Origin of the sequence: Shewanella inventionis (assembly GCF_019931735.1) — a bacterium.
GTDB classification, from domain to species: domain Bacteria; phylum Pseudomonadota; class Gammaproteobacteria; order Enterobacterales; family Shewanellaceae; genus Shewanella; species Shewanella inventionis.
Map to the genome: position 1 here is coordinate 2,288,499 of NZ_CP082926.1, position 12,123 is coordinate 2,300,621.

11 protein-coding genes are annotated in these 12,123 nt (G+C 41.6%); 9 read left to right on the forward strand and 2 right to left on the reverse strand.

The features are described 5' to 3' along the window. Window positions 1-19: 19 nt before the first annotated feature. From folC to purF, 4 genes are all read left to right on the forward strand, one after another. The gene (folC, locus tag K8B83_RS10240; protein WP_223419931.1) at window positions 20-1,294 is read left to right on the forward strand and encodes a bifunctional tetrahydrofolate synthase/dihydrofolate synthase; all 1,275 of its coding nucleotides are present in this window, start codon (window positions 20-22) and stop codon (window positions 1,292-1,294) included. Between the two features lie 35 nt (window positions 1,295-1,329). After that, window positions 1,330-1,986: a cell division protein DedD gene (dedD, locus tag K8B83_RS10245; protein WP_223419933.1), complete on the forward strand. Its 657-nt coding sequence runs from the start codon at window positions 1,330-1,332 to the stop codon at window positions 1,984-1,986. 151 nt (window positions 1,987-2,137) lie between these two features. Then, the gene (locus K8B83_RS10250) at window positions 2,138-2,626 is read left to right on the forward strand and encodes a CvpA family protein (protein ID WP_188741146.1); all 489 of its coding nucleotides are present in this window, start codon (window positions 2,138-2,140) and stop codon (window positions 2,624-2,626) included. Window positions 2,627-2,667: 41 nt separating this feature from the next. After that, window positions 2,668-4,182 carry an amidophosphoribosyltransferase gene (gene purF / locus K8B83_RS10255; RefSeq protein WP_223419935.1) on the forward strand — a complete coding sequence of 505 codons (1,515 nt, stop codon included), beginning with the start codon at window positions 2,668-2,670 and terminating at the stop codon, window positions 4,180-4,182. Between the two features lie 239 nt (window positions 4,183-4,421). Here purF and K8B83_RS10260 read toward each other — a convergent pair whose 3' ends face one another. Continuing rightward, window positions 4,422-4,919 carry a helix-turn-helix transcriptional regulator gene (locus K8B83_RS10260; protein WP_188741144.1) on the reverse strand — a complete coding sequence of 166 codons (498 nt, stop codon included), beginning with the start codon at window positions 4,917-4,919 and terminating at the stop codon, window positions 4,422-4,424. A 187-nt stretch (window positions 4,920-5,106) separates the two neighbouring features. Here K8B83_RS10260 and K8B83_RS10265 point away from each other — a divergent pair, with 187 nt between their 5' ends. The 5 genes from K8B83_RS10265 (at window position 5,107) to K8B83_RS10285 (ending at window position 11,250) form a co-directional block, all read left to right on the forward strand. Further along, window positions 5,107-6,348: a metal transporter gene (locus K8B83_RS10265; RefSeq protein ID WP_188741143.1), complete on the forward strand. Its 1,242-nt coding sequence runs from the start codon at window positions 5,107-5,109 to the stop codon at window positions 6,346-6,348. Further along, window positions 6,345-7,376 (forward strand): efflux RND transporter periplasmic adaptor subunit, encoded by a 1,032-nt coding sequence (locus K8B83_RS10270; protein ID WP_188741142.1) that lies wholly within the window; start codon window positions 6,345-6,347, stop codon window positions 7,374-7,376. The genes K8B83_RS10265 and K8B83_RS10270 overlap by 4 nt, the downstream gene beginning before the upstream one ends. Window position 7,377: 1 nt before the next feature. Further along, on the forward strand, window positions 7,378-10,431 hold the full coding sequence (locus tag K8B83_RS10275; RefSeq protein ID WP_188741141.1) for an efflux RND transporter permease subunit: 3,054 nt from the start codon (window positions 7,378-7,380) through the stop codon (window positions 10,429-10,431). Then, on the forward strand, window positions 10,428-10,733 hold the full coding sequence (locus tag K8B83_RS10280; RefSeq protein WP_188741140.1) for a DUF3240 family protein: 306 nt from the start codon (window positions 10,428-10,430) through the stop codon (window positions 10,731-10,733). The genes K8B83_RS10275 and K8B83_RS10280 overlap by 4 nt, the downstream gene beginning before the upstream one ends. A 97-nt stretch (window positions 10,734-10,830) precedes the next feature. After that, complete coding sequence (locus K8B83_RS10285; protein WP_223419937.1) at window positions 10,831-11,250, forward strand: hypothetical protein; 420 nt, start codon at window positions 10,831-10,833, stop codon at window positions 11,248-11,250. Window positions 11,251-11,400: 150 nt separating this feature from the next. Here K8B83_RS10285 and K8B83_RS10290 read toward each other — a convergent pair whose 3' ends face one another. Beyond that, the gene (locus K8B83_RS10290; protein ID WP_188741247.1) at window positions 11,401-12,111 is read right to left on the reverse strand and encodes a tRNA (adenine(22)-N(1))-methyltransferase; all 711 of its coding nucleotides are present in this window, start codon (window positions 12,109-12,111) and stop codon (window positions 11,401-11,403) included. Window positions 12,112-12,123 lie beyond the last annotated feature (12 nt).

Genomic DNA, 12,123 nt, shown 5'->3' on the forward strand with positions numbered 1-12,123 from the left:
AAGGAAAGTGGTGTGCGATATGTCGAGTAATAATGAAGTTCAGATCCCTGGTTTGCAGTCGAATTTAGATCAATGGTTAACCTATTTATTGGCAATTCACCCAAGTGAAATTGACATGGGATTGACTCGTGTTGCAGAAGTTGCCAAACGGCTTGATGTATTAAGTCTTGCTAGCAAAGTGATTACGGTTGCTGGCACAAACGGTAAAGGCACCAGCTGTGCGATGCTAGAGTCTATTTTACGTAAAGCAGGCTTTAGTGTTGGCGTTTACAGCTCGCCGCATTTGTTGCGCTATAACGAGCGTGTGCGTATTAACCAACAAGATGCCAGTGATGCGTCACTTATTGAAGCATTTTGTGCCATTGAAGCGGCGCGTGCCGATATTTCTCTGACCTTTTTTGAATACGCAACTTTAGCCGGTTTGTATTTATTTAAAGCAGCAAAGGTTGATGTGGCCATTTTAGAGGTGGGATTAGGTGGCCGTTTAGACGCAACCAATATTATTGATTCTAATGCGGTGATATTGACGTCAATTGATTTAGATCATCAAGAGTATCTTGGCGACACTCGTGAGCTTGTTGGCCGTGAAAAGGCTGGGGTATTCAGACAACATTGTGTTGCCGTTGTAGGTGAGCCCGATTTGCCTCAGTCTGTTAAAGATTATGCCGAATACATGCACACAGACCTATATCGTGTTGGTTATGAGTTTGATTACCATGTACGTGGTGCTGATTCGACAACCTGGTGCTTTAGTTCGAGCAAACAAACCTTTAATGACTTACCTGTACCCCGTTTGCCGTTAGCCAATGCCGCTAGTGTGGTTGCGTTAGTGAGCAAGGTTTGGCCAAACATTAGCCAGCAATGCATTGCCGATGGCTTGTTAACTGCACAGCTTGCCGGGCGTTTAGAGCAAGTTAGTGAACAACCGCTGGTATTGTTAGATGTTGCCCATAACCCACATGCTGCCCGCTATTTAGCTAAGCAATTGCAGGCTTATCAAGGTCGGCGTATTGTGGCACTGTGTGGCATGTTAAAAGACAAAGACATCAAAGCGGTATTGGCTGAGTTAGCGCCACAAATAAGCCAATGGAACCTGGTTGGTTTAGACAATCCTCGCGGCGCATCATCAAACTTGCTGTATCAGGCATTGCCCGATGATGTGAGTCGAAGTCATGCTGTGGAGTATATAGATATTGCCAGTGCGTGGCATGGGATACAAAGCACAATATCCAAAGACGATGTAGTTATTGTGTTTGGTTCTTTTTATACTGTTGCAGGTTTTAAGTTAATTTAATTTCGATACGGCATTTTAAACAAAGGGAATTCGCTTTGAATCGTCAATTTCAAAATCGTTTAGTGGGCACCATTGTGCTAGTTGCATTAGGCGTTATTTTTTTACCCGATTTATTAGATGGCAAAAAAACACAAGTGGTAGAGGAGTTTACTGAAATCCCCTTACGCCCTTTGGCGAAGAGCCATAATAGCTCACAAACAAATACGCAAGCTGATGAAGCGGTTGAAGAGTTTCAGGTATTAACCATCGCTGAGCCACAAGAATTAGGCTCTGATGTGGTTGAACTTGGGGATGATGCACCCACAGAGGTGGTAAAAGTAGACACTAAACCGGTACAAGCCGCACCTGTTAAAACAGTAGTTAAAACAGAGCCTAAAGCAGAACCTAAAAAAGAGCCTGCTAAAGTAGTTGCTCAAGCTAAAGCGCCTGTTAAAACCGCAATTACAGCTGGTTTTACCTTGCAATTAGGCGGCTTTAATAATGCATCAAACGTGAACACGCTAGTGGCGCAACTTCGCAAAGCAGGCTTTACAACTTATACATTGCCAGCCAAACCAATTGACGGAAGATTGACTCGCGTATTTGTCGGCCCTGAAGTGTCTGAAGCGAAACTCAAAGCTCGTCAGGACCCAATTTTCAAATTAACCGGGTTGAAAGGTAAAATTATTGCCTACAACCCTCAAGAACAGTAACCGTTCAGACGGCAGTGCACTTGCGTGGTTGAAATTAACAAATTGATTGTTCTCAATCACGCATGAATAATTTGTGCAATCAGGGGTGAGAAACATTTCTGTCTCTGTTAGAATCGCGCCGTCTTGAACCCTATACCGGATCCCCATTTTCATGGTTTGGATTGATTACGCAATTATTATCATTATCGGGTTATCAACTATTATTAGTTTGATCCGCGGATTCGCAAAAGAAGCCATGTCACTTGTGGTTTGGTTTGCCGCTTTCTTTATCGCTAGCCAGTTTTACCTCGACCTTGCCACGCATTTAACTCAATTGCAGGACGAGTTGTTACGAAACGGCGTCGCGATTGCCATTCTGTTTGTCGTTACCCTGATCCTAGGGGCATTAGTCAATTATTTACTCGGTCAGTTGGTGTCTAAAACTGGCTTGTCAGGCACAGACCGTGTACTGGGTTTGTGCTTTGGTGCCATTCGTGGTGCCTTGATTGTAAGCGCATTACTGTTTTTTATGGATGCATTTACTGCGTTTCCCGATACCGTTTGGTGGAAGGGCTCAGTACTTGTACCCGAATTTGGCGTGGTTATTCAGTGGTTTTTTAACTATCTCGAAAACACCTCAAGCTTTGTACCCAAAATCTAAAATTATAAACATAAAACACCTTACAGTGAGGAACCTTACCCATGTGTGGTATCGTCGGAATAGTAGGAAAATCAACAGTTAACCAAACCATTTATGATGCGCTGACTGTGCTTCAACATCGTGGACAAGACGCAGCAGGTATTGTTACTGTTGACGTTAATGCGTTTCGTTTGCGTAAAGCTAATGGCCTGGTTAAAGATGTGTTTGAGTCTAAACATATGCAACGTTTACAAGGCAATGCAGGCATTGGCCATGTGCGTTATCCTACAGCGGGTAGCTCTAGTGCTTCTGAGGCACAGCCGTTTTATGTTAACTCGCCATTTGGTATTTCGTTAGCCCATAACGGTAACTTAACCAATACCCTCGAGTTGGCCGAAAGCTTGATCAGAAAACGTCGTCATGTGAACACCACTTCTGACTCAGAAATCTTACTTAATTTATTAGCAGATGAACTACAAGAAACTCGTAGCTTGTCTCTTAGCGCCGATGAAGTGTTTGACGCAGTTGCTAAAGTGCATGCGCAAACTCGCGGTGCGTACGCTGTTGCAGCCATGATTATTGGCCAAGGTTTAGTGGCATTTCGTGACCCATTTGGTATTCGTCCACTGGTTTTAGGGAAAAACGAAACACCCACTGGCACAGAATACATGGTCGCCTCTGAAAGCGTTGCACTTGATGCTGTGGGGTTTGAAGTGATGCGTGATGTTGCCCCTGGTGAAGCGATTTATGTGTCACTTGATGGCCAATTATTTACTCGCCAATGTGCTGTCGACCCAAGCTACGCGCCTTGTATTTTTGAGTTTGTTTATTTTGCTCGTCCAGATTCAAGCATCGACAAAGTGTCTGTTTACGCTAGCCGCGTTAACATGGGTGCCAAGTTAGGTGAAAAAATCAAAAAAGAATGGGAAGATCATGATATTGACGTGGTTATTCCTATTCCAGAAACCTCTTGCGATATCGCACTTGAGATTGCCCGTTGCATGGATTTACCTTACCGCCAGGGTTTTGTAAAAAACCGTTATATTGGCCGTACCTTTATTATGCCGGGTCAGCAAGAGCGTAAAAAATCTGTACGTCGTAAGTTAAACGCGATTAATACCGAGTTTAAAGGTAAAAACGTATTACTTGTAGATGACTCAATTGTACGTGGTACCACGTCTGAGCAGATCATCGAGATGGCCCGCGAAGCAGGTGCTAAAAAAGTGTATTTTGCTTCAGCAGCGCCAGAAATCCGCTTCCCTAACGTGTACGGCATCGACATGCCAACATCAAATGAGCTGATTGCACATGGTCGTGACGCCGATGAAATTGCAAAAATTATTGGTGCTGATGGGATTATATTCCAGGATTTAACAGACTTAGTTGAAGCTGTAAGAATGGAAAACCCAGACATTAAACGTTTTGAAACCTCGGTATTTGATGGGCATTACATTACAAACGATGTTAATCAATCTTACCTAGATCATTTAACTCAGTTACGTAACGACGATGCAAAAGCGAATCGTAATAAAGACATAGGCACAAACTTAGAAATGCACAACGAGTGTCATCCATAAGTTTGTTTTAAGCGCTTTATGTTAAGAAAAAACCAGCATGCAAATGCTGGTTTTTTTATGGGTTTTAAATCATTAAGTCAAAAATGGATCCTTCCCAATAAGGAATTTATACCGGGAGCTAAGCATGCGCGCATAATGAAGATTAAGGGTAAAAGCTAAAATTATGATGCTGACTACTATGTTATTTACCCTGTAATATACTTAAGCTGAGACCTAAATATTTTCGAGCTTAGTAAGTATTACTCTTGAATAAAATCTTCCATAAACCAGGCGCATAGAGTGTGGCGGCCATCAACTTGTGCTTTGCTGTAAATTGTTGATGCTTGTTGGCGGACTGTTTTTTCTTTGGTGAGTCGTACCTCGGCAATTTCTTTAAAGCTGAGGCCTTTCAACAGTAATAAAGCGACTTGTTGTTCACTTTTTGTAAACTGCCATGCATCGAATTGTGCTGCGATTGTTACGCTGTATTCTTGTCTTGCTGAACGCATTTGTGATGACATGTGATCGATTTCTTTATCCGCTTTTTTAAGTTTCGATTTGAGTGCTTTGACTTGACGAGAACTGCGGATCAGGTCATAACCTAAAAAAATACTCGCTGCAATCGTTAACAATACTAGCATGGCTTCTTGGGCAATGTGCCAAGAGGGAATGTCCAGTTGAAAATCGGCAAATATATCGAACAACTTAAACAAGGTGATTAGCAGTAGCAGTATAATAATGAATACATCTTTTCTCATGACAGCTGTCCAAAAATGAGTGTGTTACGTAAATAAGACTAAAAAGGGTAAGTGATTACGTATTAAAATCATAAACTTAAATTATGGTACATATGTACTATAGTGGCATTTATGATACATATTCCCCATGTGTTCTCTACTTAAAGATAATAGTCTAATTATATCTTTTGGGTTAGTGAAATCACATATGTCTGCCGTGAAGTTTAGTATCAAAATATGTCTTATTGTTGCGTTAGCGATTAGCTCTTATAGCTATGGCGCAACAAGCAATGACCTGGCACCACTGTTGCAGTTAAGTCAATCGCGACTAAACAAGACCACCTTTAATGCCATGCCGCTCAATGATAATCGCTCAGTACAATTGAGCAGTTCGACTTGGTTGACGGGTTTGCCGAGCATTAGTTTAAGTTACCTAGGCGAACTGGATAATAGTAACATTTATGAACAAGAAGTATCACTTAACTTACCCATCAAATCTTTTAGTTTGCACCAAAGCGATAACCAATTAAAACGGTTAACCAGCTCTCTGCTTGAGCAACAGGTAGCTCTTCAAAAATTATATTTATCTGGTTTACTTAGACAAAGCATGTGGGATCACCGCATTGCTTTCGTTAAGTCTAACCAACTGCAACGTAAAGCATCACTATTAGAAAAGTTATATGTTCAGCAAAAACAACTGTCTAATGCGGGTGAGTTTCCCAAAGTCAATTTATTGCTATTAGATCGTGAACGCGTGGATATTGATTTAGCACAGATTGAATTAAAACAGCAACAAGACGAAGCAATGGCATTATTTCAATCACTCACTGGTTTGAGTGAGATCCCCGTGAATATTGAAGAAAACGGCCATAATATGGCTGAATTAGACGTGCAATCTACTCATGATGCCGATGTGGTATTGATGCAGCATCCTTTGTGGCAATTACAGTCGCTGCAACAGCAGTTTCAAGACGTCATGATGACAAGCCAGCAAGCGGGTGAACAAGATCCGTGGACAGTGTCATTAACCGCAAAGGAAACGGCTGGTGATCTCGCTAACGACCAGCATTTAGGTGTTGGGATCAGTATTCCACTCGGTTTTGGTTCTGCTTTATCTCAACGTGAGTTGTCGGTTTGGCAGAAAGATTATCAAGATCAACGCATCAATAGCGAAAGGTTGTATCTGGAACTCAAAAACCAATCACAAAAGCTGTTATCACAGCAGCATAATCTCAAAAAACAGCAGGCCTTGTTACAACGAGGGGTGTCACTGAGTCGCACCATCACTGAAGATTTAGCCAAGGTAAAAGACCAAAACCAAATGGGTTATGAAATTTGGTTACGCCGTTATATGGATGCATTAGATACCGAATCGCGTTTAGTTCTTAACCAAGTGGCCCAGCAACAACTTCATTCTCAGCAACTGCAAGCTTTAGGGATTTCATTATGATGACCAAATTTGGCGCCAGCCTTTTATGTATCACAATCGGTTTATCATCGGCGTTTGTTAGTGCTGAAACCATATCTCTTAGTGAGTTAGGTCACTTAGACGTGAGTTATATGTCGCCTAAAAAAGTGGCCAGTTATGAAGGTAGTCCTCTTCCTGCACAAATAGCTCGTTTACCCGGTAACGATTATTGGGTTATGGCGCCTGAAAATATTCAGCAAGTCACGTTTTTAGTGGGGCAGGGGCAAGTTGTCACCAAAGACCAAGCCATTGTCAGATTAACTGGACCAGAAGTGTTTCATTTTTTAGCTCAAATAGAGGCGGCTAAAAGCTTATACGATCTAGCTAAACAGCGTTATGACCGTAATCTGCCTTTACTAAAAAATGGCAGCATTGGCTCTGATAAGTGGCGCGAGATCAGCCAAGATTACTTTAGTGCTCACCTTGAATACGAACATATGCAGCACTTTATGGAGATGGTACAAAGCATTAATGCAGACACTGAGTCGTTGGTGGTCATGGCTCCTGTGGCGGGCATTGTTAATCTTAATTATCTAAATAGCCCCTACAGTGCTGGAGTGCAACTATTCTCGCTTATTCCTACCGAGAGCATTCGGGTGAAAGTAAGTGTGCCTATGAGTCAGTCAACTTCGTTATCTGCGGTGAACATTCATCAATGTCATATTGCCATTGATGAAGTGTCTGCAATTGCTGATGGGGTATTTTTAACAGCTTGGTCTACCCCTGTACCACAAACGTGTAATTTACTCTTAGGGCAACAAATTACTGTGATACCTGAATATCAAAAAGCCGTGTATTTGGTGCCAAAAATTAGTGTGTTTACTTGGCAACAGGAAAGCCAGGTTTTTACCCAAAAAGACCAAGCATTGTCTTTATTGAGTATCGATGTATTAGGCTCTACTGCAGATGATTATATTGTCGCGAGTGATCAAGATTTGAGTCAAATTAAAGTGTTGTCTCAATCTGTCGCGGCAGTGAAAGGTATATTGCTTGGTTTAGGAGGCGAATAATATGCTCGCTTCTGTGATCCGTTTTTCGTTAACTCAGCGCTTGTTTGTGCTGATTGTAGCGTTGATTTTAATGTTAGCGGGTACTCGTGCCTGGTTTAATATTCCTCTTGATGCCTTTCCTGATATTTCGCCTACGCAAGTTAAGATTATTTTAAAAGCACCTGGCATGACGCCTGAAGAAATTGAAGCGCAAATTACTGTACCGATTGAAACAGAGCTTTTAGGGATCCCAAATCAAGCCATTTTACGCTCCACCACTAAGTATGCAATTAGTGATATTACCTTAGATTTTACTGAAGGAACTGATATCTATTGGGCTAGGCAGCAGGTCAGCGAGCGACTAGCGGCGGTATGGGATAGTTTTCCTGAAGGTGTCTCTGGTGGTGTGGCACCAATGAGTACGCCGTTAAGTGAAATCTTTATGTTTACACTTGAAAACCCTAACTTATCGTTAATGGAACGTCGGCAGTTGCTGGAATGGGAAGTCAGACCCTTATTGCGTACCGTTGCTGGTGTGGCGGATGTGAATATTTTAGGCGGCTATGCCAAAAGTTTTAGTATTAGTCCTAATCCTTCTGCCATGGCTGCCGCTGGCGTCAGCTTTGCGGATTTGCAACAGGCGATTACTGACAATAATCATAATGAAGGAGCCGGTAAATTAACCATTGGTACTGATACTATTATTGTGCGTTCAGAGGGGCGAATTGATGATATTGATGAGCTAAAACAGTTAGTGATTAAGGCGGATGATGCGCAAGTTTATCGCTTGATAGATCTAGCTGACGTACAGATCGGCCATTTAGCCCGCTATGGCGCCGTATCAAAAGACGGTGAAGAAGCGGCTGAAGCCTTAATTATTGCACTTAAAGATTCCAACACTGCCCAAGTAGTCACCAATATTAAAGCAAAGTTAGCGCAAATTAATACTTCATTGCCTGAAGGCAGTGAGCTTAACGTTTTTTATGATCGTGCTAATTTAATTAATACTGCAATTGATACCATTTCAAGTGCGTTATTTGAAGCCGTGTTGTTAGTGATTGTATTACTAGCTCTGTTTTTAGGTAATGTCAGGGCCGCTTTAGTTGTGTCATTGTCTTTGCCTCTTGCGGCATTAATGACGTTTTTGATGATGGATTTATTTAATCTGTCAGCAAATTTGATGAGTCTAGGTGGCTTGGTCATCGCGATTGGTATGTTGGTTGATTCATCTGTGGTAGTGGTTGAGAACATGGTTAATCTTATTGCGACTAAGCAACGTTTGCCGCGTTTACACCTTATTTATCGTGCGACTAAAGATGTGGCTATTCCAGTTGTATCAGGCACTGTCATTGTGATGATTGTGTTTTCTCCCTTACTGACATTAACCGGCTTAGAGGGCAAATTGTTTACGCCCGTGGCTGTCACGATTGTCTTTGCCATGTTATCGGCATTGGTGCTGTCCCTTACGGTTATTCCTGTCATTGCCTCTTATCTGGTTAACGAAAAGTCAGCACAAGAGCCTAAAGCGATAGAGAAACTAAAAGCGGCTTATTTGAGCAGTTTAAAAAAGACGTTTACCCATAAAAAGCCGTTTATCATCGTGTCGTTTACTCTGTTAGTGGTTAGTTTAGGGCTATTTAGTCTTGTAGGTAAAACCTTTATGCCGACATTGGATGAAGGCGATATTATTTTACAGCTAGAAAAATCACCTTCTATTTCGCTTGAAGCATCGATTGCTATTGACAAGCAAATTCAAATTACCTTGCTTGATAAGGTGCCAGAAATTAAACAAATGGTTGCTCGAACCGGTTCTGATGAGATTGGTTTAGATCCTATGGGGCTAAATGAAACCGATGTATTTTTGGTACTAGCCCCGCGAGACGAGTGGCGCTTTGCTGACAAGACGCAACTGATTGATGCTATTCGCACTGAACTGCTTAATTTTCCAGGAGTAAATTTTAATTTTACTCAACCTATTCAGATGCGCGTCTCTGAAATGCTTACTGGCAGTATTGGTGATGTGGCCATTAAAGTCTTTGGCACTGATATTGATACACTTGGGCAATTAACGGCACAAATTGAGCAACTTGTCAGTGACACTAGTGGCAGTATCGATGTGAAAATGGCCATGATTGAAGGCAGTCCATTTATTAACTTAACCCTAGATAATGAGCTGGCTCGAGGCTTTGGCATGAGCACCATGGAGTTTTCGCGGTATTTAAAAAGCCAACTGGAAGGTGTTATTGTGACCGAAGTGCTGCAAGGTAAAAAGCGTACCCCAGTACTAATTGCCAATAATCAAGGCGGGTTGAGTAGTATTAATGAGTTGCAGAATGAGTTGTTGGTGATGCCTGATAATTCATTAAAACGTCTTACCGATATCGCTAAATTAACCTATAAAGAAGGCCCTATTTTAATTGAACGCGAACAAGGTGATCGTTTCTCGGTGATTACGACCAACGTGCAAGGCCGAGATATAGTGAGTTTTGTTGAAGAACTCAATGCGAAAATTGACGCTGAGGTTAAGTTACCTAGCGGTTACAGTGTCAGTTTTGGTGGCGAGTTTGAAAATCAACAACGTGCCACTAATAACTTACTACTGGTTATTCCCGTCGCCATTGCGCTTATTACTCTCATTTTGTTTACCACTTTTGGTTCGCTTGCTAAAGCGGGCTTGATTTTGGCTAACGTCCCCTTTGCCATGATGGGCGGGATCGTGAGTTTGTATGTTTCGGGTGAGTATTTATCCGTGCCTGCTTCGGTTGGTTTTATTGCATTACTCGGCGTTGCGGTACTTAACGGTGTGGTGATGGTGAGTTATTACGAGCAGACCAAGCATGTTTTTAGCAGTTTATTGGCGAGAGTCGAGCAAGGTGCAGCAAGACGTTTACGACCGATATTGATGACCGCCACGACAGCCATGTTTGGCTTAATGCCATTGGTGTTTGCATCGGGCCCAGGTGCTGAAATCCAAAAGCCATTAGCTATTGTTGTTATTGGCGGTTTACTAACATCAACCATTACAACCCTTTATTTGTTACCAATCCTTTATTACTGGCTGGAGAAACGTCAATGATCACGGAGCAATTGTTAGTGCTGATCGCTCAAAATGATATTAAGGACGACATCGTTGATACCTTGATTGAACTTGAGTTTTTATCTGGTTTTAGCCTAGGTAATATTTGCGGTTTTAGCCGTGAACACAGCCATTTTAATATCAAAGAGCAAGTTGAAGGGTACAGAGAGTTTTGTAAATTTGAAATTATGCATCCTGTTGCTCATCAAGATGCCTTATTAGATGCCTTGTCTGCGGTTTGTAAACATAATCCGTGTCGATATTGGATTACACCAATCATTCATACTGGCACTTTGTGCTAGCCGCAAAAGAAAAGTGCTAAGTCGATAAAGGAAATAGTTGCTGTGTTTGGCCCATGCAGTCAACTCATTAAGTTTAGTTATAAGAAAGGAAATTGAAATGAGAATTTATCGTTGCCTAACCATGATCTTTTTCGCTTTGCTGGTATCAAATAATGTATGTGCTGGTGAGCTTTTTGTGAATAATAACGATGCGACTATTGAGTTTACTATCGAGCCTACGCGATCTTTGAAGGTAACGTTTGAAAGTAGTGTGACTTTGCATTCAATAGTCATTAGAAATAATGATGGTTATTTACTAAACTTAGATGTTCAAGTGCCAAAAGATCCTGGGACTATTTTTTATTTTAATCTTCCTAAATTACCTCCAGCTAAATATCTTGTTAGATGGAAAAGTCAGCTTAATGGTGGCCCAATAAGCCTTGGTGAAGCAACGATAACCTTAAATGATGACACCTATCCACGGCCTTCTACTAAAAAACCGAAGTACAATATTTTACATAGAAAATTACATGGGTAGTCATACTGTAATTACGCTATTCCTGAGATGTTGCTGATTGAGGCCCCAGCTCTTTATTGCAGGACTAAGTCCTTCCTTGTCATTTACGGCGTAGCGTCCTTGATACATTACATATCAAGAAATGGACTGCCAATTAAAGCGTTTTAGGCATTATTTTAAAGCGATGTGTACCTGTTGATACTCTTTTAGTGCTTGAGAGGTGTTTCCTGAACGAGATTGATTGATGCGACTGTAGTGCGCAATCGTTTTAGCTAAATATCTCATAGCAATGTCTTGCTGTGCAGCATCACTCGCTTGCCAAATTACATTGCCTATAGGGTCAATGTCTGTAAGCGAATCATTAGCAACATTCACAGGGAGTTTGGGATCACGTCTGATATAGAGTATTTCATAAAATCGGCGATTCTCTTCAATCAATTTTTCATCAATTAAACGGCATTCAAGCTTGATCAGATGTTGGCGTAATTCGTACTGGTGGTGCACAGGACAGAGTAAAAAATCGATATGTAGCTGAGGATTTTGCAGGCAAATTGAATTAACTAGCTCGATCATCAAATCTCCACCCACGCCAGCGATAACAACGAGTGGGCTTTCTGAATAATCTGACAAGGGAAGTTTTGCGACATCGATACAATGTACATGCCATTGGGGAATTGGTTGGCGTGGATAAAAACGTTGTAACTTATCTTCTAATTGCTGCATCAAGTTTGGCACAATATCGACAAAATGTATTGTCGGTGAAGCCTGTCTTGATAATAACGCAGCGCCTAATAAGCCATGATCGCAGCAACAATCCCAAATGTGCAAATAGCCTGTTGGGATCATGTCATTAAGTTGGGTTAAGCGCAGGCCAAGTTTCATTGTGCAAATCGT

Coding starts and splice junctions, on each gene's coding strand:
- folC (WP_223419931.1), top strand. CDS start 20: ATGTCGAGTAATAATGAAGTTCAGATCCCTGGTTTGCAGTCGAATTTA.
- K8B83_RS10250 (WP_188741146.1), top strand. CDS start 2,138: ATGGTTTGGATTGATTACGCAATTATTATCATTATCGGGTTATCAACT.
- purF (WP_223419935.1), top strand. CDS start 2,668: ATGTGTGGTATCGTCGGAATAGTAGGAAAATCAACAGTTAACCAAACC.
- K8B83_RS10260 (WP_188741144.1), bottom strand. CDS start 4,919: ATGAGAAAAGATGTATTCATTATTATACTGCTACTGCTAATCACCTTG.
- K8B83_RS10265 (WP_188741143.1), top strand. CDS start 5,107: ATGTCTGCCGTGAAGTTTAGTATCAAAATATGTCTTATTGTTGCGTTA.
- K8B83_RS10270 (WP_188741142.1), top strand. CDS start 6,345: ATGATGACCAAATTTGGCGCCAGCCTTTTATGTATCACAATCGGTTTA.
- K8B83_RS10275 (WP_188741141.1), top strand. CDS start 7,378: ATGCTCGCTTCTGTGATCCGTTTTTCGTTAACTCAGCGCTTGTTTGTG.
- K8B83_RS10280 (WP_188741140.1), top strand. CDS start 10,428: ATGATCACGGAGCAATTGTTAGTGCTGATCGCTCAAAATGATATTAAG.
- K8B83_RS10285 (WP_223419937.1), top strand. CDS start 10,831: ATGAGAATTTATCGTTGCCTAACCATGATCTTTTTCGCTTTGCTGGTA.
- K8B83_RS10290 (WP_188741247.1), bottom strand. CDS start 12,111: ATGAAACTTGGCCTGCGCTTAACCCAACTTAATGACATGATCCCAACA.